The organism is Fructilactobacillus fructivorans, from assembly GCF_001434095.1.
Taxonomy (GTDB): domain Bacteria; phylum Bacillota; class Bacilli; order Lactobacillales; family Lactobacillaceae; genus Fructilactobacillus; species Fructilactobacillus fructivorans.
Window position 1 is genome coordinate 85,693 of record NZ_AZDS01000005.1, and the last position, 22,696, is coordinate 108,388.

Genomic DNA, 22,696 nt, shown 5'->3' on the forward strand with positions numbered 1-22,696 from the left:
CAGTATAGAATTAATATTTTGAATAAAAAAGAGAGCTCCTAATACTAGGGCTCTCTCACTAAAATTCCAATATTTAAATGCCGGGGACCGGGATCGAACCGGTACGGTCATCACTGACCGCAGGATTTTAAGTCCTGTGCGTCTGCCAATTCCGCCACTCCGGCAGGATGATACCAAAAAAAGCGGAAGACGGGATTCGAACCCGCGACCTCCACCATGGCAAGGTGGCGTTCTACCACTGAACTACTTCCGCATATGCCGACTATAGGATTCGAACCTACGACCTCTTCATTACTAGTGAAGCGCTCTAGCCAACTGAGCTAAGTCGGCAAAAAATCAATGCGGGCGAAGGGATTCGAACCCCCACGTCCTAAGACACTAGAACCTAAATCTAGCGCGTCTGCCAGTTCCGCCACGCCCGCATAATAATGTGTTACTGGCAATGAGCCGTGGCGGGTTCGAACCGCCGACCCTCTGATTAAAAGTCAGATGCTCTACCAACTGAGCTAACGGCTCAAATGGAGGATACAGGGATCGAACCTGTGACCTCCTGCTTGTAAGGCAGATACTCTCCCAGCTGAGCTAATCCTCCATTGATAGATATCACCCACATACTGTGTGATGACAACTATTATATAATATCATTTTGCAGTTTAAGCGTCAAGAACAAATTTGGCTAACCTACAATGATGATACTGTTTCTTCACGCCAGTCAGACAACAAATATTATTATACCGAAATGTCGCATTGATTTCTACTGATTTTGGTTAAAATTTCTCATTTTTAACAATTTTTTTCATTCCATGCATGTAAGGTTGCAAAACTTCTGGTACATTCACGGTTCCATCTTCATTTTGATAATTCTCTAAAATGGCAGCTACCGTTCTTCCAACTGCTAAGCCAGAACCATTCAGGGTATGAACATACTGAAGCTTCCCGTTCTCATCCCGATATTGAATATGAGCCCTTCTTGCTTGAAAATCAAGGGTATTAGAGCAACTTGAAATCTCACGGTACCGATTCTGAGCTGGCATCCAAACTTCTAAGTCATGGGTCTCAGCGGCGGTAAAGCTCATATCACTCGAAGTTAAAGTAATGACATGATACGGAATTCCGAGTTTTTGTAAGAGAGTCTCAGCTTGATGGATAATTTCTTCCAAAGCATCCCATGATTCGTCTGGTTTAGTAAACTGCACCATCTCAACCTTATTGAATTGGTGTAAACGAATTAAACCACGTGTATCCTTACCAGCACTCCCAGCTTCCGATCTGAAAGCGGGGGTTAAGGCCGTAAACTTCACTGGCAGTTTTGCTTCAGGAATCACTTCATCCCGGTAAAAGTTAACTAATGGTACCTCAGCGGTTGGAATCATGGTTAAATCACTGTCTTTGATCTCAAAGCCGGCTTTGTTTTCTAAAAACTTAGGGAACTGTCCCGTTCCAAACATTGAATCAGAGTTCACCATGTAAGGAGGCAGCACTTCTGTGTACCCAACCTCCGTATTTTGGTCCAAATAAAAGTTATAGACAGCCCGTTCTAACTGAGCTCCAGCCCCTAAGTAATATACAAATCGGCTTCCGGATACCTTGGCACTTCTTTTGAAGTCTAAAATATCCAGATTTTCACCAATTTCCCAGTGGGGTTTAGGCGTAAAATCAAATTTACGTGGCTCACCAATTCTTCTAAGCTCCTTAGCCCCTTCTTCTGTGAGACTGACCGGAACTTCATCGGCAGGAACGTTCGGTAAATGAGCTTCAATATCATGTTGTTCAGCTTTAATTCCCTCTAATTTTTCATCAAGTTCTTTAATCTCCTTGCCAACCTCGCGCATTCGTTGAATTTGGTCATCAGCATTCCCCTTATTGCGCTTTAGCTGTGAGATCTTTTCGGAAACTTCATTTCGCTCCGCCTTTAACGATTCACTTTTTACAATTAGATCACGACGTTCCGAATCTTTTCTTAGCAAATTATCAATCACTTCGCCAGGAACATTTCGTTCTGCCAACTTTCCCTTATACCAATCTGGATTGCTTCTAATCAACTTCATATCTAACATTTTAATTTCCTCCCTTAAAAGACACAAAAAGACCTTCGTCATGTTGGGACGAAAGTCTTTTCGCGGTACCACCCAAGTTCCAATTAAGGCACTCGATTAATTAATAACGGTAATTGCCGTGCGGGATTAACCGCCCGAAACACGTGCTGGAATTTTCAAATGACAACTCTCACCAACGTCATCTCTCTGTGATTTTAATTAATAGGCACGTCACGTTTATTTATCAAACTAATTATACAATAATCTAAGAAATTATCCTAATACTTCTTGAATTTTATCAGAAAGAGTCTTTAAAACTTTTTCTCTAGCATTTGGATCCTCAACAAAATCATACTTATCACCATTAATTTTAATCTTCGGCGACAAATCATAATTTTTATACCAAGTCGCATACCGCTGATTTAATTCACGATAATACTCATATAAACTACTATCGTTGTCAATCTGTTCATAATCCCGTCCCCGCTTTTTGATTCTTTTCAGCATGGTACTAAACGAAATATCAATATAGATTAATAAATCAGGCGTCTTTTGATATTTACCGCCAGGACTAGGCTCCATCATATTTTTTAACAAAGAATCGTAGATTTGAACCTCAGTTTCAGTAGCTCGTCCTAGATCAGCATTTAAATGAAACAACAGTGAATCCTCAAAAATCGAACGATCCATTACACTGTACTTATTCGTGGAAGCTTCTTTAATACTATCCAAGCGTTTGTTCAAAAAATAAATTTGGAGTAAAAAGGCGTACTTCTTCGGATCTTTATAGAACAATGGAAGAATCTTATTATCATCGACGGACTCATAATAAGCTGGGGAGTTCAACCTCTCAGCGAGTAACGTCGTTAATGTCGTCTTCCCTGCTCCAATAGTTCCAGATAATACAATCATTTATTTAATCCCCTTAGACTAGTTTTAAAGAATTTGCACTTGTAATTGTACCATTTCAAAATCATGAATTTAAGATTTACTTTCATTCTTTTTAATTTCATCCGTGTAATCTTCCGATGGTGAGACATCCACTTTGTCCAACGGAATAATGTGAGTATGATGAATGATCTTGTAACTAAAGTACAAAATAATTACAAGGGGAACACTCATATAAGTGACCGCAATTTCAAATAAGTTGAAGTGAGCGAAGGCTCCGATGTCTTGACCACAAATTACAACGATACACAAGAGTAGCGTAATAATCGGACCAACTGGGAACCAGGTTGCATGATACTTAAGCTCAGAAAGCTTATGACCCTGCTTTATAAAGGCCCTTCTAAATCGATAGTGTGATAGAGCAATTCCAAACCAAGCAATAAATCCAGTTAAGCCTGAAGCAGCCACTAACCACATGTAAATTTTGGATCCAAAAATACTAGTCATGAAGGTTAGAAGTGAAACTACCATGGTTGCTAAGAGTGCCAGCACCGGAATTCCACGTTTTGATACCTTACCAAAAATTTTAGGAGCATAACCTTCATCAGCCATCGAATACAGCATTCTGGTAGAGGCATACATCCCTGAGTTAGCTGAAGAAATAACCGACGTTAAAATAACAGCGTTCATAATGCTTGCTGCCCCGGCTAGGCCAGCTCTTTCAAACACAATGGTGAAGGGACTGATTGTAACATCAGAAGCACTCGATCCGAGTAGGTCATGACTAGTGTACGGAATGATGGCAGCAATCACAACGATTGCTAAAATATAGAATAAAATAATTCGCCAGAAAACTTCATGAATGGCCTTGGGAACCGTCTTTTGTGGGTCTTCTGATTCGCCAGCAGTAATTCCAACTAATTCGGTTCCTTGAAATGAGAACCCGGCAATTACAAAGACGCTTAAAATCCCGGGAATTCCATTTACGAAGGGAGCTTGTTTATAAGTAAAGTTACGCATCCCAATGAAGTGACCACCCATAATTCCAAAGATGGTTAATACCCCAACGGCAAGGAAAATAAAGATGGTAATCACTTTGATCAGTGACATCCAGAATTCCGTTTCACCAAACGCCTTTACCGATAAAATGTTAATCAATAAAATCAGTGATAACGCCGCCAAACTCCAGATCCAACTTGGAAAATGCGGAAGCCAAAATTGCATCACAATGGCCACCGTACTGACATCAACAGCTACGGTAATGGTCCAGTTAAACCAGTAATTCCAACCCATGGCAAATCCTAAAGCTGGGTCCACGTATTTAGCCGAATACGTTGCAAATGATCCAGAAACCGGCATATTAGTGGCCATCTCTCCTAAACTGGTCATTAAAAAGTACACCATGATTCCCATACATACATAAGCCACTAAGGCTCCACCGGGGCCAGCATTGTGAATGGCCCCACCACTAGTTACAAAAAGACCAGTTCCGATACAACCACCTAGGGCAATCATAGACACGTGTCTTGACTTTAGACCCCGCTTAACTTGTCCGTTTCCTTTTTTCTCAGACATAAATTCTCCTCCTAAATAATTAAGAAGATCCCTCGTAATAAAACGATAAATAAAAAGACCCTTTTGAATGATTTCCAAAAGAGTCCGTATTCTTACTAATCGTAATCTTAGAAAGCTCTCCGTGCGATTGCACGACAGTCCTTGATTTATTGAACCAAGACCCAACTAACCATTCACCACGTGACTAGTTTCGGCAACCCTTCCTTTCATAAGCCTTCGTTGATTTAGTAAATCTCCAGCTAATTACTAATAAAAGTCGCGCCTCTTCTTAGAATTTCATATTTAATTATAGTTAAATTATAAGTGATACATTTTTGATTATCAATCAAATTTTCAAAATTAATAAATTGTATTTTGAAAGATTCGTTTGTTACTTAAACTTCTAGCCCATTTAACGTAACCATATTCACAAATCTGAAGCCAAGTGTAAGCAATCAAAGCGGCTCCAATTGTGTCAGACGGAAAGTGAGCGTTAAGATAAACCCTTGAAATCATCACCAAGAAAAGCATGATGACCAGGATCGTTCTGACAATCCAGCGTGTTGATTGGCGATTAATCATTGGTACCACAATAATCCACAACACACTAATCACTAAGAAAGCCCCTAGCACGTGACCACTGGGATAGCTAAAACCAGTGTCACCTGGCAAATGCATTGATGGTCTAGGTTTTGCCACAATGTGCTTAATAACAAACCCAATGGCGTCCCCTCCAAAGACTAAGACTAATGAAAAGAACGCGGGAACCTTGAATTTAAACCACCACAGAAGAATAGCGATTATCAGGATCCAGACGATGTCCATTTTCGGACTCGCGACAAAACTAATTATTGAAAAAATGGTCTCCTCAAATGAAGAAGGATAACCTTGAATCGTTCCAATTAACATGGAATCTAAAAAACCAACGTAGCCAAAACTCATTTTGACTCCAATCGTTAAAATTAACGACAGGAGAAACGAAATGGTTAGTTTATACGGGCGACTAACGTCCCTTCCAATCATCATAAGTACAATTACCTCCAAGAATTCATATAAAAAAAGTATAACATAATATCAATCACTCATTAGAGACAAGGACTAAATTACAGTCGTACTAATATGATATAATTACAACATGAATTTTATAGATTGGGGTCTTATGAATGATTCATAGTATTATTATCATGGTGCTCGTGGGAATCTTTGCGGGAGTACTTGGTGCCATCCTTGGTATTGGTGGTGGGATGATCATCACACCCGTTTTAACCATCGGCTTTAACCTGGACATCAAATACGCCATTGGAGCTAGTATTATTGCGGTAATCGCAACTAGTTCGGGGGCCACCATCGCATATCTAAAAGATAACGTCTTAAATTTAAGGGTGGCCATGTTTTTAGAGATCGCCACTTCAATTGGTGCCGTAGCAGGAGCCCTATTAACAGGAGTGATTAATCCCATTTTTCTTTATATTTTATTTGGACTCCTGCTGTTCTTCTCTGGACTGAACATGATTAAAAAAATCTGGGGTAAACAGGTGCAGACTAACGCAACTAGCAATGATGCCATCGCGAAGAAATTAAAACTAAATGGTTCATACTACGATAAGAACCTAAAAAAACAAATTGATTATAAAGTTACAAATGTTCCTGCTGGTCTCACGGTTATGTTTGGCGCCGGGATTGCCAGTGGATTACTCGGAATTGGATCAGGTGCCTTTAAGGTCATTGCCATGGATACTTTCATGAAAATGCCATTAAAACCATCTAGTTCGACCAGTAATCTAATGATGGGAGTAACCGCAGCCGCTAGTGCGACCATTTACTTTTTTAATGGTTCAATTCTGCCCCAGATTGCTGTTCCACTAGCACTCGGGATTATTCTAGGTGCTACGGTGGGTTCACGAGTAATGCAAATCATGCCTTCTAAATTGATTCGAATTATTTTTATTCCGATCTTAATTTACCTAGGAGTGCAGATGATTCTTAAAGGATTCGGGGTGAACCTCCTATCATGAGTAATCAAAACAACGTAAAAAATAGTCAGGCGGAACAAAAAGCTGAAAATATCAGAATTGAACAATTAATTGGAAAGATCATGCGGATCGGGGTTATCATCTCTGTCATCATCATGCTTTTTGGATTGGTTCTATACATTGTTACCGGAACAACTGGATTTGGAAGTCACTATTACCTTACTTCCTTCAGTCAATTACTGAAGGGAATCATTTCGTTAAAACCATATTCGATTATGATGCTAGGTGTATTTGCTTTGATCCTCACACCAGTTCTGCGAGTGGTCGTCTCCATCTATTCTTTCTATAAAGAACATGATAAAATGTACGTCATTATTACTACGATTGTTTTTATCATTTTACTGATTAGTTTCTTCCTTGGAACTTTTCTTCATCTTTAAAACACAAAAACAGTTAGACATTAATGTCTAACTGTTTTTGTTTGGTCTAATTTAAATAATCTTCCATTCTGGTTAAACCTGTTTCTAAGTCATCTTTAGACGCAGCATACGAAATCCGAATGTAACCCTTACCAGCTTCACCAAAGGCTGATCCCGGAATAACACCAACCTTCGCGTTCTGGGCCAAATCCTGAGCAAATTTAACGTCATCTTGCCCATACTTAGTGGGAATTTTAACAAAAATGTAGAAAGCTCCCGTTGGAGCAATCGGCTTAAGTCCCATGCCCTTTAAACGTGCGATGGCTTCATCCCGGTTCTTCTGGTATTCGTCACGCATCGGGAAAGCATCATCCATCCCATTACTTAAAGCTTCCAGCGCTCCGTACTGAGCTGGATCTGATGGAGATGAAACCAGGTAACCATGCATCTTATTGGCTTGTGTGATAAATTCAGCTGGACCCATTGTAAAGCCTAATCGATAACCGGTCATTGCGTGCGATTTGGAAACTCCATTAATAACCACGGTTTGGTCTGGCAAATACTCAGCCAGTGAATGGTGTTTGATTCCATAGGTCAACTCACTATAGATCTCATCAGCAATTACAAAGATCGCATGTTGCTTCAAAACTGGCACTAGCGCTTGCAACTGTTCCGGCGTGTATTCTACCCCTGTAGGGTTGTTTGGGTAATTCAAGATTAAGGCCTTCGCGTTGGGATGCTTTGTAAGAACCGTTTCCAGTTCATCTGGGGTTAAAACAAAATCAGATTTTGCGGTGTTAATGAAGATCGGTTTTCCGCCGGCAAAACGAACCAGGGACTCGTAAAGTGGATAGAATGGTGCTGGAATCAGCACTTCATCTCCAGGATTAACCGTTGTAAAAACCGATGCAGCAATTGCTTCCGTTGCACCCATATTAACCATAATTTCCGTATCGGGATCATAATGCAGATTGTATTTTTGGCTCATAAAATGACTAATGGCGTCACGAAGCGGCTTAATTCCCTTGTGAGGAGAATAGTGTGAATGGTTGTCCGCAATGCTTTTCATCATGGCTTTTTTTACGTGTTCAGGAGTGTTAAAACCCGGTTCGCCAACTGACAACATCACTAATCCATCAATGTCGGCAATCGACTCTGAGAAAGCACGAATGGCTGAGGGTTGTAACTCAGTTAGGTTTTGATTAAAACGATTTTGTAAATTTTCATTTAAAGTAGGCATATTAATTTTCCTCATCATCTGAAGATCTAACGACTAAATTAAATCTCTTTTAACTAGTTCCTCACCAATTTCAACCGTGTTTAAGGCAGCACCCTTTAATAAGTTATCAGCAACTACCCACATGTTATAAGCATTATCATTTTCTTGATCTGGTCGCACCCTACCAACGTATGTATCTTCTTTGCCGGCAGCGTCAATTGGTTGTGGATAAAGTTGCTTCTTTGGATCATCTTTATGCGTTACACCTGGTGCATCGTTTAAAATGCTTTGAATCTTTTCTCGACTAGCATCCTTAGCATCATCAACGGTGAAGTAAACTGACTCTCCATGACAAATTTCAACTGGAACTCGCACACAAGTTGCAGTAACCTTAATTGCTCCAGAATTCATGTCATTTAACATGATCTTCTTGGTTTCATGAATCATCTTCCACTCTTCGTGGGTGTAACCGTCTTTTTCAAAGACATCAATTTGAGGAAGTAGGTTAAATGCAAGTGGATAATGTTCCTTCTCACCCTTAACTGGGAAGATGTGAGCATCCATCTTTTTACCGTCAAGGTGTTCTTGTGCCTCATCCCTTAACTCATCGAGTCCACTTTGACCAGCTCCAGAAGCAGCCTGGTAGGTAGAAACAATGATTTGCTTTAAACCAAACTGTTTTCTGATTGGTTCTAGGGCAACCACCATTTGAATGGTAGAACAGTTGGGGTTAGCAATAATTCCATGATGATTTTCAAGTGCATCCGGGTTAACTTCCGGAACCACTAACGGGACGTCTGGATCCATCCGAAAAGCACTGGTATTATCGACCGCAACTGCTCCCCGTTTAACGGCTTCTGGTAACAATTTCTTTGAAACGGCACCACCTGCTGAAGCAAGCACTAAATCGACCCCATCAAAAGAATCGGGCGTAGCCTCTTCAACGGTCAAAACATCATCTCGATACTTTAACTTTTTCCCAGCTGACCGTTTGGAAGCTAATAACTTCAAACTCTTAACCGGGATATTTGATTCAGCTAACTTCTGCATGAGACGTGTTCCAACAGCACCTGTGGCACCTAAAATTGCTACATTATACTCTTTCATCACTAATTGCTCCTCTATAAAATATTTTCTAATCCAACCACTAAACCATTAACGTTATCGACCTTTTGAATAGCGACTTTTAGCCCGTTCATAAACGAATCCCGGTCAAAAGAATCCTGACGAATCGTTAAGGCTTCGCCATCACCTCCAAATAAGACTTGTTCGTGAGCAACGTATCCTGGCAGTCGCACAGCATGAATTGGTACCCCATCATACTCAGCTCCACGAGCACCCTTCAATGTTTCTTCGGTCTTCACTGGCTTGGGTTGTTCTTTTCTTCCTGCACTAATTAACTTAGCGGTGTTGATAGCAGTCCCTGATGGTGCATCCTTTTTATCCTGATGATGCATCTCAATAATCTCAGCATCCGGAAAGTATTGGGCCGCTTCTTTAGCAAATTTCATTAACAACACCGCCGAAATGCCAAAATTAGGAGCGATAATTCCGCTCACGTCCTGATCATCCGCAATTTTTTGTAACTCAGAAAGCTGATCGTCACTCAGACCACTAGTTCCGATCACAGGATGAATGCCATTTTCAAGGGCAAACTTGGTGTTAGGATAGGCTGCTTTAGGAACCGTAAAGTCCACCCAAACATCAATATCTTTGCCATTAATTTGGTCAAAACTATTATATACATGAACATCATCGGGTAGATTATGACTCTTAGGACTTAAATCCTCGGCCTTGGGATCATAGACTCCAACCAATTGAAAATCATCATTTTTTTCAATCATTTTAATGGCTTTCTGACCCATTGAGCCACGAAAACCAGCTACTAATACTTTAATCATTTAAAATGTCTCCCAAAGAATTGACGTCTAGTGCTTGTGCCAACTCTTCTTTTTCATCCCGATTGAGGGTTGCAATTGGTAAACGACACCCACCAACGCTTAATCCATTAGCATTCAAAGCAGCCTTCGTTGGTGATGGTGATGGGAACATGAATAGGGCTTGCATTTTTGGCGTTAACCAACGCTGTAACTTTCCAGCTGCTTGGTAGTCGCCGTGGTCTAAATCATCGTACATAGCTCTAAGTTGATCTCCGTAGACATGGGACGCAACCGAAATCACACCGTCACCACCCAGCATCTTAGTTGCCAACGCTTGGGGATCTTCTCCACTGTAAACAAGAAAGTCATCGGGAGTGTTGGAGATAATATATTCCATATCAGGGAGGGAACCACATTGCTTAATGCCAGCAATGTTATTGTACTCTGACAATTCAACCACCGTCTCTTTATCCATGTTTACTCCCGTACGACCAGGGATATTGTAAATGATAATAGGTTTATCGGAATGATCCGCCACATACTTAAAGTGCTCTTTCATGCCACGTTGGTTAGGCTTGTTGTAATAAGGAACAACCACGAGTCCGTAATCAATTCCATCCAACTGCATGACTTTTTGGTTGAATTCAGCGGTTTGTTGCGTGTTATTAGAACCAGTGCCGGCGATCACAGGATACTTGTCACCAACGATCTTGCCAAATTCGCCGTATAACTTTAATTTTTCGTCTTCCGATAACGTTGGTGTCTCACCAGTTGTTCCGCCAACCACAAATCCGTTGGTGCCCGTATCAATTAAGTGTTGAATCAACTTTTTCAGTCGTCCAATATCCACTGCCCCATCATCACTAAATGGAGTGACGATGGCCGTAAGTAAATCTGCTTTTTCTACCATAATATATAATCTCCTTACTTTGCTGCTTGCTGCATCCGGAAATTCAAAAATCCAATAATGGCTCCACTGCCAACCTTAATTGCTGCTGGATTAGGAGTAAGCGTTGCCTCATGAAGTTGAGAATCGGGATCACCAATGCCTAACCAGAACATTGTGCCAGGAATCTTAGATAGAAGATACCCAAAGTCTTCCCCGGTCATGGCTGGCATTGTGTTAATAAAATCAACGTCCGCTTGATTCTCCATGTAATTAATAAAATTACTGGTTAACTTTGGATTATTTTCAACCGGAAGATAACCGCCTTGATTCAAATCCAATTGAACCTTGCAATCGTAACTGGTAGCAATCCCACTAGCGACCTCTTTTAACCGTCGATCAATCAATTCAATCATCTTTTGTGTTAATCCTCGAATCGTTCCCTCAATGCGAGCATGGCCAGCGATGACATTCCGAATCGTTCCAGCCTCCATCTTTCCAAAGGTAACAACTCCACCTTCAATGGGATCAACACTCCGTGACACAATCGTTTGGACCTGATTAATAAACTGACTAGCGGCCACGATCATATCGTTAGCATCCTGCGGATAAGCCGCATGACCACTCTTTCCAACTAGATCAACATTAACTTCAGTCGTCCCAGCAAAAAGGGTTCCCATCCGACAACCAATCGCACCAGTCGGCAACTGTGGATTGTCATGTAATCCATAAAACTCATCAGGACGCCATTTTCCGGTGAAAATGCCGTCTTCATAGGCAACCTTCCCACCATTTTCACTTTCTTCGGCCGGTTGGAAAAACATCAATAGGTTATCCTGAGGCTGATGCTGAGAGTAGTAATTTAGGATACTCAAAGCTACCGTCATGTGAATATCATGTCCACATGCATGCATCACTCCTGCATGCTTGGACGCAAAGGGTAAGTCGGTCTTTTCGCTAACGGGCAAAGCGTCAATATCAGTTCGATACCCAATTGTCCGTTTCGGCTTGGTTCCATGAACTAACACCAAGATGGCCGTTGGTAATTTTTCTGGCACTTCTGTTTCCATATAAGAAGTCGTCAACCCGTCAATCACATGCTTTAAATATTCATGGGTTTCAAACTCATGCATGGCTAATTCAGGAATCTGATGAAGATGCCGATAAATTTTTAGTAAATCGTTATCACTCAACTTCGTTTCAGTCTTGGACACATCCATCACTTCCTTAAATCATCTTCGAGTTTTGTCTTGGACTTAGTCTGGTTATCAATATCTTTGATCTTTTTAGCAGGAACTCCAGCTACCATTGTGTTGGGCTCAACATCGTGTAATACGACGGATCCAGCAGCGATGACCGCTCCTTCACCAACGTGAACACCCTCGATTACCACGGCGTTTGCACCCACTAGGACGTTGTCATCAATTCGAACCGGCTCGGCACTGGCGGGTTCAATTACACCCGCTAAAACGGCTCCTGCACCAATGTGACAGTGTTTACCAACAATGGCACGACCACCAAGAATGGTTCCCATGTCAATCATCGAATCATCACCAATTTCGGCTCCAATGTTAATCAAGGCTCCCATCATGATAACTACGTGTTTACCAATTACCACTTGATCCCGAATGATGGCACCTGGCTCAATTCGAGCATCTAGATTCTTGGTATCAAGGAGTGGCACCGCCGAATTTCGAGCATCACTTTCAATTTCATACTTACTAATTAACTTCTTGTTTTTCTTGAGAAATTTGGAGACGTTGGCCCAATCGCCAAAGATTACTCCCGTTTTATTCGTGGTAAAATTCTCAATTCCCTTAGGAAATTTAATTTTGCCTAGCTTACCTTTTAAGTAGACCTTAACTGGGGTCTTTTTATCTGACTCAGAAATAAATTTAATGATTGATTGTGCGTCTAATTGTGCCATGCTAATTCTCCTTTAATTTTGTATCTAACCGACTTAAGTCTGCGTAGCTCTCACGTTTAACCGCGATCTGAGATTTTCCACTCTCGACGAAAACCACGGCCGGTCGTGGATTGCGATTATAGTTAGAAGCCATCGAGTATCCGTAAGCACCAGTATTAAAAATAACGAATATGTCGCCAGGCTTGCTCTTAGGAATGGGCTGATTTTGAATTAAAATATCGCCCGATTCACAATACTTTCCAGCAATGCGAACATCCTCAACGGGTTTGCCATCAGCGTTGTTGGCAAGGGCCCCCTCATAATCAGCTTCATACAAAGCTGGCCGAATGTTATCGCCCATCCCACCGTCTACAGCAACGTAGGACTTAATTCCAGAAACATCTTTTCTAGAGCCAATGGTGTACAAGCTATAACCAGCGGTACCAACGATCGATCGTCCTGGTTCAATCCAAATTGCGGGTGTCGGCAAATTATATGATTTTGTCTTCTGTTTAATCTCATCTACGATCGCCGATACAAATTCCTCGGGTGCAACCGGATGTTCTTCGTCAGTATACTGAATTCCAAATCCACCACCAACATTAACAACCTTAGCAGTGTACCCAAAGTCATCGTGCCAGTGTTTCATCACATCCACTAATTTATCGGCAGCTCCCACAAAGCCTTTCGTCGAAAAGATCTGAGAACCAATATGGGCATGGACCCCCTTCATGTTCATTCGCTTTTCCTTTAAGACCCGTTGAAGCGCTTCATCGGCTTGGCCTGAGCCAAGGTCAAACCCAAACTTACTGTCAACTTGACCCGTCTGGATATACTCATGGGTGTGAGCTGAAATTCCTGGAGTAATTCGCAACATCACATCAATATTGGCATTTTGTCCCTCTAAAACATCGTGTAATAAGTCGATCTCATGGAAATTATCCAACATGATCGTCCCTACCCCGTTTTTCACGGCCATCTCTAATTCATCCTTTGACTTATTATTGCCGTGAAAACTTACACGTTTCATCGGAAAATCAGCTTGAAGAGCCGTAAACAACTCGCCACCAGAAACAACGTCGATTCCAGCCCCTTCTTGCTTCACAATCTGATACATTCCGATCGTGGCAAAAGCCTTACTAGCATAATTCACCGAGTAATCAACGTGGCGTTCTTCAAACACTTGTTTAAATTTTCTGATCTGACTTCTGATCTGAGTAACGTCATAAACTTCTAAAGGTGTTCCGTATTCCTTTGCCAAATCACTGGCTTTAATACCGCCAATGTACAAATCATGATCCCTAATATCCTGCTTATCAATAACCGACTTCATCATCGCACCTCTTAAATAATTTATAAAAAAAGATCTCTTTGCTCAGGAGTTGAACAAAAAGATCTAAAAATAATTCGTTTGACATTATTTGATCAAATATTCTTGAATAGCTCCCCGCAGAATATCTGCGACAGTCCGCAACTTATTAAATCACGTCCCAGCAACCATGTCCCTACTCTGGCACAGTGCTTCGGCAAGCAACCCTTTCACTAAGTTCATTAACGAGTAACATCTCCGTTAGCTAATCTTGTTGTCTGCAACCTCTATTTGAATTTGTTAAGAATATACCCCATTTCGATCATTTCGTCAATTGATATAACTTAATTAATAATTATTTCACATATATTTTGTTAATGCGATTGATAAATCTAAAAATAATGCTACAATTCAACTTAATCAAATTCTTAAGGATGAGTAATTCATGAAAGTAACTAAGTTTGGTGGTAGTTCGCTAGCCAACGGGCCCCAATTTCAAAAGGTAATCAACATTATTAAATCAGATCCCGATCGCAGAGCCATCGTGGTTTCAGCCCCTGGAACCCGTTTCAAGGGTGACATTAAGGTGACAGACCTATTGATTGAGTACGCCAACCAGGTCATTAATCACGAAGATTTCTCCGATACCCTCAATCAGATTATTGATCGATACCAAGAAATTGGCCGTTCATTTCACGTTGATGAGCAACAGATTAATCAAATTGTTACGCAATTAAATGATTTACCCAACCAATCGTTCTCGGATACGGCACACTTGATGAGTACTTTTAAGGCTCAAGGTGAGTTTCTGAATGCTCAGATGTTAACCATGATTTTAAATCAGCTTGAAATTCCCGCCAAATTCATGGATCCTAAACAGATCGGTTTCAAAGTCACTGGTAACGTTGAAGACGCTCAAATTAACCCGGCCACTTATGAAAACATCCGCAAGTTTCGTGACGTAAAAGAAAAAATGGTTTTTCCTGGCTTTTTCGGTATCAATGATGACAACCAAATCGCCACCTTTTCGCGAGGTGGATCTGACATTACTGGTTCAATCGTTGCCAGAGGACTTCAGGCTGACTTGTACGAAAACTTTACCGACGTAAACGCGATTTATTCGGTCGATCCACGGGTGGTTAAGAATCCGAAAGCCATTGACGTAATGACCTATCGGGAAATGCGAGAACTTTCATATGCTGGCTTCTCGGTATTTCATGATGAGGCTATCATTCCAGCCATTCAGGTTGGAATCCCGATCAACGTCAAAAACACGTCAGCCCCTGATCTTCCAGGAACGATGATCGTTCCCGAAAATAAATTTCAACCTACGCGAGTAATTACCGGTGTGGCGAGTGCCAAGCACTTCTCCGCCCTTTACATTCATCGTTACTTACTTAATAAACAGGTTGGATTTACCCTTACCATCCTAAAGATTCTGTATAAGTACGGTGTTTCATACGAACACATGCCTTCCGGGATCGATGATTTGACCATCATTTTTGATAAGTCACAACTAAATGATCACATCGTAAAAGAAATTACCAAGGAAATTAAGGCTGCCCTTCATCCCGATCAACTTCGCTGGATTAACGACTATGCCATCATCATGATTGTTGGGGAAGGCATGCAATCTGACAATCACACCATCGAAAAAATCATTCGTCCACTAACGGATAACGGGATCTCCATTCACATGATTAATGAGGGGGCCTCTAAGATTTCAGTGATGCTCGGAACCGATATTAAGGATTCAGACAAAGCGGTTAAATTAATATACCGCAACTTTTTCGATAATAACCGACTAATTTACTAGGAGAAAAAACAATGGCTAATTTACTTAAAGTCCATGGATCAGAGAACCAATTCTTTATCCTGGATCAAACCACCCTACACCAAAAGTTAAATGATAATGAATTAAAACAACTAGCACAAACCATCGCTGACCCTGAAAATAACGTCTTAAATGGTGCAGACGGACTTCTGATGGTTGATTCATCCAGTCATCCAGGCGCTCTTGGTAAAATGCGGGTCTTTAACGCCGATGGCAGTGAGGCTTCCATGTGTGGTAACGGACTCCGAACGGTATCCCGATATCTCGCTCAAAAGTTCAACCAAACGCATTTTAAAGTAGAAACCAACGATGCCGATCTTGACGTTCAAAGGGAAGCTGACATTGCTGAGGGCGTTCCAGCATTTAGTGTTCAAATTTCCCCCATTTCATTCGATAGTAAAAGTCTCCCGTTAGAAAATCTCAAAACTCCACTAATTGATCAGCCAGTTGACGACTTTATTTCCGGATTAGAGTATTCGGCTGTTGCCGTTCCTAATCCCCATCTCATTAGCTTCATGGGGATGGATCAAGTGAAGTCTGACGATCTTGTCCATCTCGGAACCATGTTAAACAAAAAAAATCCATACTTTACCGACGGCGTCAACGTGAGTTTTGCAAACGTTATGGATGAAAATGAGTTATTCGTGCGGACCTTTGAACGTGGTGTCGGTCTGACCAATGCATGTGGAACTGGAATGACTGCTACTAGCCTCATCTATGAAATTCTTACCCATGATGGCGACTTTGATGAGTTAGTTAACGTCTACAATCCTGGTGGGATGGTAAGAACTCACATCAAGCGGACAGGAGATCAGTATGAACTTCACCTAATTGGAAATGCCACCTTCACTAACAAGTTAACCATTAGTGAAGATGATCTTCACAATTCCAACCTTAATCAGATTCAAATTTCTGATACTGGTGAGGAACGTGATTACCAGAATTTTGTTAAACAACTTCAAACTAACTAAAAATATCCTCATTGACAAAAAATCAATGAGGATATTTTTTAGTTTATGGTTATGAAACAAAACTTTTGAAAAGATGCGTAACGTGAAAGAAGAGTTGAATGGCCAACTCAGCAAGTAAAAAGCCGATTGCCAAAGCACCAGCAATCATCGCCACCTGCATCAAGTAAACAAAGGCCAGGTGCGTGTTTCCAGTTGCAATGTACTTCATCACCTCATAAGCCTGTCCTCCCGGAACTAATGGTACCAGGGCAGGAATATTAAAAACGATGATCGGCATTTTCTTGTATCTTGCGGCCAACATTCCAAGGATCCCAATCGTGAAAGCCCCAAAGACATTTCCACCAACGTAACCACCAAAGATCGAATTGTAAGTTAGATAAACTAGGTAACTGGCCACCCCAACAAGACCACCCAAATTAAGTGCGCGTGGTGGAACGTTGATTAATATCGCAAAACAAAGGGTTGCTACGTAGACCCCGATAACTTTAACTAAGAATTCGATATCCAACCCTCCTATCCAAACCATTTCAAGGCTAATGCTACACCAAAACCAAGCGCACAGGCACCCATAATGGCTTCCATGGCACGAGCTGGCCCACTAACAAGGTTTCCTGACATAAGATCTCGAACCGCATTAGTAATCTGAACCCCGGGAACTAGGGGCATTACACCTCCGATAATCATATTATCAACCCCACTGCCAAGTCCTAATTTACGCGCTAACATGGCCAACATTCCAATGGAAATAGCAGCCGTAAACTCATTAATGAATTCTACCTTTACAATGCGGTTAAGGTAATCAAAGATAATCCATCCCAGCATCCCAATCACACAGGTAATAAAAAACACGGAATAGTCTCCCCGAAAGACCACTTCAATTGACCCCGATAAAATTGCTGCGGATAATATTTTCATCCAGTACGGAAAATACGTATCCAGGTCACTTACGTGTTGTAACTCCTGATAAAATTGCTCTAGGGTGGTTTTATGCTCAGCAAAGCGTCTGGATAGGTCATTTACGGCTGTGATTTTACGAAGATCAAAAGCTCGTTTATCAATCTCAGTAATTTGTGTTTCTGAATTATCGTTAACAGAGATCATGATCCCCGTAATTGTAATGTAAGTCTTCAAGTTTGGCATGCCGGCGTTTCTAGCAATTCGTTTGATGGTATCGTTGACACGGGTCATTTCAGAACCATTCTCAATCATGATTTTACCGGCTAACATACAGGTTTTAATGACCAAATCACTATAGTTACGAAAACGAGAATCCGGATCTAACTGATTTTTCCCAAACATTCGACTCACCCCTTTTCTTTAATGTTTCTAGCATATCAAAATATCCCCAAAAAATCTCAAAGAGTTACCACAGCAAAAAATTATTTTACGAATGGTAGCGAGACAGATATAATTAAATTAGATTTGTAATGGTATCGCACAGGAGGAAAAATATGAGTGACAATGTAAAGTTTAATGATTTAAGTGAACAAGCTCAACAAAAGGTTGTTAACGATTTTGTTCCTTTTTATATCCAATTATTCAGAAACAACAACTTGGAAGTTATGAGTACATTTGACGGTGAATCAGGCGTCATTGCCGACCTTAACCGGGAAATTGTAACCGTAAGCAATAATAGCCCACGTGATATTGTGGCTGATGTCATCAAGTTCGACTATGATGACTTCGCTAGTCTATTAAGTAAGTTAAGTCAGACTTACTTCGAAAACGGTAATCCTACCGTCGATTGGTCAGAATGGTACGTTAACGCAACTAATAAGTTAGATCCTGACAATACTTTATAGTTCACTCTAATTCATTAAAAAAGCTTCTATCCTACATGGATAGAAGCTTTTTTTAGATGTCTTTTCCATTATCATAAAATAAATCATCGTGTCGACCCCGATCGACTTCTGGTTGAATCGTAACGTGGTCAATGTGATATTTTCCTTTTAATAATTTATTAATTTGATCATAAATTAATTGAACTTGACTAAGTGGCATATCCTTCATGTTGACATGAGCTGAAGAGACAATGCTATTCTCGTCAACCATCATGGCATGAACGTGATGAACACTAGTCACACCGTTGATTTTAAGCAAATCCTTTTTAATGGCAGCGTAATTAAGATTGGGAGCACATTCCATTAGAATGCCAACCGTCTTCTTAATGATAGGCCAGCTTTCCCACATGATGTACAAAGCCACCAAAATCGTTACAATCGGATCCACAATCGTCCAGTTAAAAAATGAGATTAAAATTCCACCAAAGATGATTCCAAGTGAGGACAATGAATCACTTAGAAGATGAAGGTAGGTCGCCTTCATGTTTAAATTGTGTTTGGCTCCCTTGTTGAGCAGAAACGCTGAAACAAAGTTAGCAATGGTTCCCACAATCGCAACTCCCAACATCACTGGGCCATCAATGGTTTCTGGATGTGAAATTCGACTAATCGCTTCAATAATTAAAAAAATGGAAATCAATATCAAAAACAATGAATTGAGAAAGGCCGAAATAATTTCAGCTCGTTTAAATCCATACGTATTCTGCTTGGTTTGCTGTTTTTTACTAATCCGATGAGCAATATAGCTCAATACAATTGAAATGGAATCTCCCAGATTATGGAATGCATCTGAAAGAAGTGATAAGCTTCCAGAAAAAATTCCCCCTAAAAATTCAAGGATCGTAATAACTGCATTTAATACCGTGACTTCGAAAAATCTCATTCCAGATAATTGATCATTATTCATAATCTTTCTCCTTTATTTCGATTTATATTAAAAAATACTACCTGTGTAATGACTTTCTGGCATCTTAGAAAAGTCATAAGCCTGAAGCTGCTCCCCGTTTCTAAGGTAAGCATGCAAACTTTCTGAAATCATCAAATTTAATGGTTCATCTTTTTGTTGAAAAACAACCACTGGTTTGCCCATCTGAACGCCAGCACCAATTTCATAAGCAGTTCCACTATCAACATTATCACCAACAAAGTCAACCACAGCAACTACCACTTTGGCAGCTGCTAGGTTTTCCATGTCACGATGATAAATCTCATTTGCCCATGGCAGAGTAAACTGTTCATTTTCGGCATCTTGATGTTTCCGTGGGGAATAAAAATCGGTAACCGTTGGGTTTGCTTCTAATGCTTTTTCAACAACTTCAATTCTTTGAATCTGTTCGTCACTGAAAAAGGGACTTGCTAAATAGATTTGGGCCATGTTAATTCTCCTTGTCTCTGTCTAATCTTCTACCATTCGCCATTCGCCCTCACCGGCTTTTGAAATTAAATTTAAAAAGTGCAGTGCTTCAAGGGCTTGCCTTTGATCGTGTTTGTTTAAAGCATTCAAACCCGCTCCCGTGTTAATGGGACGTGAGAGATCAAACTGGCCGTTTTTACCAGATTGACCCTCTGCCATTGCTACCACGACTTCTCCACTGTCAACCTTAGTAACAATAAAAAAGATGGTAAAATCATCGTCTTTTTTCATATATGCAGGCATTGCCCAGATATCATCTGCAATCTGCTGCATTTCGTATTCTTTGAACTTATAATCGAGATGATTTTTTTCGGTCACCGGATTCTTAAGTACAAACATCATCTTATCAAACGGCTTTTCACCTAACTGAATGTTGTCCTCCATTCGATCATACTCCTTACTATTTTAATTTAATTGTAGCAAACTTTGAAAAAATTACATACTAGTTTTTAGAAATCAACCCCTGCATATCTTCGGGTACTTTGGCTTTAAAGCTCAACTGTTGTTTTTGAAATGGATCAAAAAAAGAGATGAATGATGCATGCAAAGCCTGCCGGGTAATCCCTTGGTCCATGGGACCTTGATACAATTGATCACCTAAAAGCCGATGATTAATGGATGTCATGTGAACCCGAATCTGATGGGTTCTCCCAGTGTGAAGCTTAATCTCAAGTAATGAATAACCAGAAAATTCCTCTTTTACCCAGTATTCCGTCTGAGCTGACTGTCCGTTTGGCGTTACCTGGCGTGCAAAGTCATTTCCGATCCGACCAATCGGCTGATCGATCATCCCGTGCTTATGATCCATTTTTCCAACCACCAGTGCTAAATATCGTTTATCAATTTGGTGCTGATTAAGTTCCATGTTTGCATAACTATTAGCTAACCGATTCTTAGCGACAAGAACCACCCCACTCGTAAAACGATCTAACCTGGTAATAATATGGGGCTTTAAGTTGGCTGCTTTTTCCTTCACTAAATGACCCTTAATCCGGTTCACTAACGTCTCGTCTTGATTACTTGGACCAGGAACTGACGTTAACCCAGCCTCCTTGTTGACAACAAGCCAATTATCATCCTCATAAATCACTTTAATTGGCTGAAAACTCGTTATGATTCGTGGATCTGATTGCTCATTAGGAAAATGAACTGATACCAAGTCGCCAAATTTAACGGTTCCATCTGGATCAACTCGCTTACCATTAATTTCTAAAGGATGGCTTTGTCGTTTCAGGTCAGCATACATCCGATGACTAATTCCTTGTCGGGTTAAAAAGGCTTTTAGTGATAAGGGATGGTGATTTTCACTTTTAAAATCGACTTTCATGATTTCCTCCTTCAGACAAAATAAATAAGGCGGTGCATCGCACTGCCTTATTTAAAGATTTTTCTACGAAAGATTTTAATGTCCCATAAACCAACTGCTCCCATAGCAAGAAGAATAATTCCACAAACCACAAAGGTTAAAGCAGGTTTATTGGAACTAAAGACTGAATCAATTCCACCTAAAGCGATTGGTGCTAAGAAAATTCCACAATTACTACCGATCAACAAAATCGAAGTTGTTAGGTTTAAAGTTCCCTTTGATGAGATTTCGGTGGCAATGTTTAAAATGTATGAAACTACCATGGTATCAAGGAAAGTCACCAAAAAGAATCCAAGTGCGGCACTAAAGAAGGAATGTGACAAGCCAATCCATAACTGACAAATTCCACTCGCAATGATTCCAACGGGCAACAGATACTTCTTTAATCTCATGAGTGCCACACTAAAAATAATCCCACCAACTAGTCCAAAGATTGGGGCAATACTAATTACCACGGCAGATTGTTGGGTAGAACCAATCCCTGTTCCTTCGATGAACTCGGCAATTCGAACGGTTGCTCCGACGTAAGTAATTTGATAAACAGCTAAAAGAATTGTCCAAAACAAAACATCGGTATTAACTTTTGGGAAATATTGATTTTTTCGTTCGGCTTGATAATGTTCCTCTTGCGGTGGATTTGGCACAAAGAAGAAGAACAGGATGGCCACTGGAAATGCCAAAGTATAAATCAAGAAGGCACTGTGCCAACCAAAGTCAACCAGTAGCGCACCAGCAACATAGGCCGAAATGGCATTCCCTAACATCTCAAAGCCACTTCTAACCCCCATTAGCTGGTTCTTCTCTTTTCCCTTAAAGAAGGTTCCGATCAGACTAACGGCTAATCCATTTAATAATCCCAAACCAATACCAAAGGCAAATCTGGAAATGAGCATGACATAATAATTAGTGACGAAGATGGGAATGACCCCAGCTACTCCACTAACCAACAGTCCAAAGATCACCGTTCGCTTGGGACCAATTTTTTTAGCAATCCAACTACTTGCCAACAAAAAAATGATAACGGCAAGAGCAGGCATGGTGGCAATTAACTCAATACTTGAGTAAGAATGTCCAGGGAACGCACGCTGCCATTGAGGCACTTCAGCTGAAACTGATAATGATGACGCCAAAACTAATGAAACTGCCAATAATGAAAATTTCATCATTGGAGAATATTTTTTCTTTTCTTGATCCATGAAC

At 40.6% G+C, this 22,696-nt stretch carries 23 protein-coding genes, 6 tRNA genes and 2 riboswitches; of the genes, 5 read left to right on the forward strand and 24 right to left on the reverse strand.

Features of this window, described 5'->3' with window-relative positions; translation table 11 throughout:
• Positions 1-78 precede the first annotated feature (78 nt).
• The 10 genes from FC73_RS05900 to FC73_RS05945 all read right to left on the reverse strand — a co-directional run bounded on the left by FC73_RS05900 (position 79) and on the right by FC73_RS05945 (position 5,504).
• Positions 79-164 (reverse strand) — tRNA-Leu (locus FC73_RS05900).
• A 17-nt stretch (positions 165-181) separates the two neighbouring features.
• Positions 182-253: transfer RNA gene (locus FC73_RS05905), tRNA-Gly, on the reverse strand.
• A 3-nt stretch (positions 254-256) separates the two neighbouring features.
• Positions 257-330: transfer RNA gene (locus FC73_RS05910), tRNA-Thr, on the reverse strand.
• Between the two features lie 10 nt (positions 331-340).
• Positions 341-422, reverse strand: a tRNA-Leu gene (locus tag FC73_RS05915).
• Between the two features lie 21 nt (positions 423-443).
• Positions 444-516 (reverse strand) — tRNA-Lys (locus tag FC73_RS05920).
• Positions 517-519: 3 nt separating this feature from the next.
• Positions 520-592: transfer RNA gene (locus tag FC73_RS05925), tRNA-Val, on the reverse strand.
• A gap of 175 nt (positions 593-767) precedes the next feature.
• Positions 768-2,057, reverse strand: a complete 1,290-nt coding sequence (gene serS / locus FC73_RS05930) for a serine--tRNA ligase (protein ID WP_010022691.1) — start codon at positions 2,055-2,057, stop codon at positions 768-770.
• Positions 2,058-2,309: 252 nt separating this feature from the next.
• Complete coding sequence (locus tag FC73_RS05935; RefSeq protein ID WP_010022689.1) at positions 2,310-2,948, reverse strand: deoxynucleoside kinase; 639 nt, start codon at positions 2,946-2,948, stop codon at positions 2,310-2,312.
• A 69-nt stretch (positions 2,949-3,017) separates the two neighbouring features.
• Positions 3,018-4,499: an amino acid permease gene (locus tag FC73_RS05940; RefSeq protein ID WP_010022686.1), complete on the reverse strand. Its 1,482-nt coding sequence runs from the start codon at positions 4,497-4,499 to the stop codon at positions 3,018-3,020.
• A gap of 104 nt (positions 4,500-4,603) precedes the next feature.
• A riboswitch (Lysine riboswitch) is annotated at positions 4,604-4,774 on the reverse strand.
• Between the two features lie 64 nt (positions 4,775-4,838).
• Positions 4,839-5,504: a phosphatase PAP2 family protein gene (locus tag FC73_RS05945; RefSeq protein WP_010022685.1), complete on the reverse strand. Its 666-nt coding sequence runs from the start codon at positions 5,502-5,504 to the stop codon at positions 4,839-4,841.
• Between the two features lie 137 nt (positions 5,505-5,641).
• Here FC73_RS05945 and FC73_RS05950 point away from each other — a divergent pair, with 137 nt between their 5' ends.
• Both FC73_RS05950 and FC73_RS05955 read left to right on the forward strand, forming a co-directional pair.
• The gene (locus FC73_RS05950) at positions 5,642-6,493 is read left to right on the forward strand and encodes a sulfite exporter TauE/SafE family protein (RefSeq protein WP_056936303.1); all 852 of its coding nucleotides are present in this window, start codon (positions 5,642-5,644) and stop codon (positions 6,491-6,493) included.
• On the forward strand, positions 6,490-6,891 hold the full coding sequence (locus tag FC73_RS05955) for a DUF1634 domain-containing protein (protein WP_010022684.1): 402 nt from the start codon (positions 6,490-6,492) through the stop codon (positions 6,889-6,891). The genes FC73_RS05950 and FC73_RS05955 overlap by 4 nt, the downstream gene beginning before the upstream one ends.
• Before the next feature lie 46 nt (positions 6,892-6,937).
• Here FC73_RS05955 and FC73_RS05960 read toward each other — a convergent pair whose 3' ends face one another.
• Genes FC73_RS05960 through lysA form a run of 7 tightly spaced genes read right to left on the reverse strand, consistent with a single transcriptional unit; the run spans position 6,938 to position 14,097 of the window.
• On the reverse strand, positions 6,938-8,110 hold the full coding sequence (locus tag FC73_RS05960; protein WP_010022682.1) for an aminotransferase class I/II-fold pyridoxal phosphate-dependent enzyme: 1,173 nt from the start codon (positions 8,108-8,110) through the stop codon (positions 6,938-6,940).
• A gap of 33 nt (positions 8,111-8,143) precedes the next feature.
• Positions 8,144-9,199 carry an aspartate-semialdehyde dehydrogenase gene (locus FC73_RS05965; protein WP_029327189.1) on the reverse strand — a complete coding sequence of 352 codons (1,056 nt, stop codon included), beginning with the start codon at positions 9,197-9,199 and terminating at the stop codon, positions 8,144-8,146.
• Positions 9,200-9,210: 11 nt separating this feature from the next.
• The gene (gene dapB, locus FC73_RS05970) at positions 9,211-9,990 is read right to left on the reverse strand and encodes a 4-hydroxy-tetrahydrodipicolinate reductase (protein WP_010022679.1); all 780 of its coding nucleotides are present in this window, start codon (positions 9,988-9,990) and stop codon (positions 9,211-9,213) included.
• The gene (gene dapA, locus FC73_RS05975) at positions 9,983-10,879 is read right to left on the reverse strand and encodes a 4-hydroxy-tetrahydrodipicolinate synthase (protein ID WP_010022678.1); all 897 of its coding nucleotides are present in this window, start codon (positions 10,877-10,879) and stop codon (positions 9,983-9,985) included. Before dapA ends, dapB begins: the two co-directional genes overlap by 8 nt.
• Before the next feature lie 14 nt (positions 10,880-10,893).
• Positions 10,894-12,075, reverse strand: coding sequence for an N-acetyldiaminopimelate deacetylase (locus FC73_RS05980; RefSeq protein WP_010022677.1), 1,182 nt, complete (start codon positions 12,073-12,075; stop codon positions 10,894-10,896).
• Positions 12,075-12,782, reverse strand: a complete 708-nt coding sequence (gene dapD, locus FC73_RS05985; protein ID WP_010022676.1) for a 2,3,4,5-tetrahydropyridine-2,6-dicarboxylate N-acetyltransferase — start codon at positions 12,780-12,782, stop codon at positions 12,075-12,077. The genes FC73_RS05980 and dapD overlap by 1 nt, the downstream gene beginning before the upstream one ends.
• A gap of 1 nt (position 12,783) precedes the next feature.
• A complete protein-coding gene (lysA, locus tag FC73_RS05990) occupies positions 12,784-14,097 on the reverse strand; it encodes a diaminopimelate decarboxylase (RefSeq protein WP_115791467.1) in 1,314 nt (437 codons plus the stop codon).
• 96 nt (positions 14,098-14,193) lie between these two features.
• Positions 14,194-14,368, reverse strand: a riboswitch (Lysine riboswitch).
• Positions 14,369-14,515: 147 nt separating this feature from the next.
• Here lysA and FC73_RS05995 point away from each other — a divergent pair.
• Both FC73_RS05995 and dapF read left to right on the forward strand, forming a co-directional pair.
• The gene (locus tag FC73_RS05995; protein WP_010022674.1) at positions 14,516-15,886 is read left to right on the forward strand and encodes an aspartate kinase; all 1,371 of its coding nucleotides are present in this window, start codon (positions 14,516-14,518) and stop codon (positions 15,884-15,886) included.
• Between the two features lie 11 nt (positions 15,887-15,897).
• A complete protein-coding gene (dapF, locus tag FC73_RS06000) occupies positions 15,898-16,875 on the forward strand; it encodes a diaminopimelate epimerase (protein ID WP_010022672.1) in 978 nt (325 codons plus the stop codon).
• Between the two features lie 49 nt (positions 16,876-16,924).
• On the opposite strand, the gene FC73_RS06005 is transcribed toward dapF, so the two are convergent.
• Both FC73_RS06005 and FC73_RS06010 read right to left on the reverse strand, forming a co-directional pair.
• Entirely contained in the window at positions 16,925-17,383 is a 459-nt protein-coding gene (locus FC73_RS06005) for a threonine/serine exporter family protein (RefSeq protein WP_010022671.1), read from the reverse strand.
• A gap of 5 nt (positions 17,384-17,388) precedes the next feature.
• Positions 17,389-18,174: a threonine/serine exporter family protein gene (locus tag FC73_RS06010; protein ID WP_010022670.1), complete on the reverse strand. Its 786-nt coding sequence runs from the start codon at positions 18,172-18,174 to the stop codon at positions 17,389-17,391.
• A 152-nt stretch (positions 18,175-18,326) separates the two neighbouring features.
• Here FC73_RS06010 and FC73_RS06015 point away from each other — a divergent pair, with 152 nt between their 5' ends.
• A complete protein-coding gene (locus FC73_RS06015; RefSeq protein WP_010022669.1) occupies positions 18,327-18,677 on the forward strand; it encodes a hypothetical protein in 351 nt (116 codons plus the stop codon).
• 52 nt (positions 18,678-18,729) lie between these two features.
• Here the strand turns inward: FC73_RS06015 and FC73_RS06020 are convergent, their stop codons facing one another.
• The 5 genes from FC73_RS06020 to FC73_RS06040 are packed head-to-tail and all read right to left on the reverse strand — an operon-like array spanning position 18,730 to position 22,692.
• Entirely contained in the window at positions 18,730-19,623 is an 894-nt protein-coding gene (locus FC73_RS06020; protein ID WP_010022668.1) for a cation diffusion facilitator family transporter, read from the reverse strand.
• A gap of 27 nt (positions 19,624-19,650) precedes the next feature.
• Entirely contained in the window at positions 19,651-20,091 is a 441-nt protein-coding gene (locus tag FC73_RS06025; RefSeq protein WP_010022667.1) for a nucleoside 2-deoxyribosyltransferase, read from the reverse strand.
• Between the two features lie 21 nt (positions 20,092-20,112).
• Positions 20,113-20,514: a hypothetical protein gene (locus tag FC73_RS06030; protein ID WP_010022665.1), complete on the reverse strand. Its 402-nt coding sequence runs from the start codon at positions 20,512-20,514 to the stop codon at positions 20,113-20,115.
• Between the two features lie 58 nt (positions 20,515-20,572).
• On the reverse strand, positions 20,573-21,457 hold the full coding sequence (locus FC73_RS06035) for an RluA family pseudouridine synthase (protein WP_010022664.1): 885 nt from the start codon (positions 21,455-21,457) through the stop codon (positions 20,573-20,575).
• 47 nt (positions 21,458-21,504) lie between these two features.
• Complete coding sequence (locus FC73_RS06040; RefSeq protein ID WP_010022662.1) at positions 21,505-22,692, reverse strand: MFS transporter; 1,188 nt, start codon at positions 22,690-22,692, stop codon at positions 21,505-21,507.
• Positions 22,693-22,696 lie beyond the last annotated feature (4 nt).

Excerpts from the sequence above, each read along its gene's own strand:
- FC73_RS05935 (WP_010022689.1), bottom strand. The coding sequence starts at position 2,948 with ATGATTGTATTATCTGGAACTATTGGAGCAGGGAAGACGACATTAACG.
- FC73_RS06030 (WP_010022665.1), bottom strand. The coding sequence starts at position 20,514 with ATGGAGGACAACATTCAGTTAGGTGAAAAGCCGTTTGATAAGATGATG.
- dapB (WP_010022679.1), bottom strand. The coding sequence starts at position 9,990 with ATGATTAAAGTATTAGTAGCTGGTTTTCGTGGCTCAATGGGTCAGAAA.
- FC73_RS05950 (WP_056936303.1), top strand. The coding sequence starts at position 5,642 with ATGATTCATAGTATTATTATCATGGTGCTCGTGGGAATCTTTGCGGGA.
- FC73_RS06010 (WP_010022670.1), bottom strand. The coding sequence starts at position 18,174 with ATGTTTGGGAAAAATCAGTTAGATCCGGATTCTCGTTTTCGTAACTAT.
- FC73_RS05960 (WP_010022682.1), bottom strand. The coding sequence starts at position 8,110 with ATGCCTACTTTAAATGAAAATTTACAAAATCGTTTTAATCAAAACCTA.
- FC73_RS06025 (WP_010022667.1), bottom strand. The coding sequence starts at position 20,091 with ATGGCCCAAATCTATTTAGCAAGTCCCTTTTTCAGTGACGAACAGATT.
- dapF (WP_010022672.1), top strand. The coding sequence starts at position 15,898 with ATGGCTAATTTACTTAAAGTCCATGGATCAGAGAACCAATTCTTTATC.
- FC73_RS05940 (WP_010022686.1), bottom strand. The coding sequence starts at position 4,499 with ATGTCTGAGAAAAAAGGAAACGGACAAGTTAAGCGGGGTCTAAAGTCA.
- FC73_RS06015 (WP_010022669.1), top strand. The coding sequence starts at position 18,327 with ATGAGTGACAATGTAAAGTTTAATGATTTAAGTGAACAAGCTCAACAA.
- FC73_RS05980 (WP_010022677.1), bottom strand. The coding sequence starts at position 12,075 with ATGGATGTGTCCAAGACTGAAACGAAGTTGAGTGATAACGATTTACTA.
- lysA (WP_115791467.1), bottom strand. The coding sequence starts at position 14,097 with ATGATGAAGTCGGTTATTGATAAGCAGGATATTAGGGATCATGATTTG.
- serS (WP_010022691.1), bottom strand. The coding sequence starts at position 2,057 with ATGTTAGATATGAAGTTGATTAGAAGCAATCCAGATTGGTATAAGGGA.
- FC73_RS05945 (WP_010022685.1), bottom strand. The coding sequence starts at position 5,504 with ATGATGATTGGAAGGGACGTTAGTCGCCCGTATAAACTAACCATTTCG.
- FC73_RS06040 (WP_010022662.1), bottom strand. The coding sequence starts at position 22,692 with ATGGATCAAGAAAAGAAAAAATATTCTCCAATGATGAAATTTTCATTA.
- FC73_RS06035 (WP_010022664.1), bottom strand. The coding sequence starts at position 21,457 with ATGAAAGTCGATTTTAAAAGTGAAAATCACCATCCCTTATCACTAAAA.
- dapA (WP_010022678.1), bottom strand. The coding sequence starts at position 10,879 with ATGGTAGAAAAAGCAGATTTACTTACGGCCATCGTCACTCCATTTAGT.
- FC73_RS05955 (WP_010022684.1), top strand. The coding sequence starts at position 6,490 with ATGAGTAATCAAAACAACGTAAAAAATAGTCAGGCGGAACAAAAAGCT.
- dapD (WP_010022676.1), bottom strand. The coding sequence starts at position 12,782 with ATGGCACAATTAGACGCACAATCAATCATTAAATTTATTTCTGAGTCA.
- FC73_RS06020 (WP_010022668.1), bottom strand. The coding sequence starts at position 19,623 with ATGAATAATGATCAATTATCTGGAATGAGATTTTTCGAAGTCACGGTA.
- FC73_RS05995 (WP_010022674.1), top strand. The coding sequence starts at position 14,516 with ATGAAAGTAACTAAGTTTGGTGGTAGTTCGCTAGCCAACGGGCCCCAA.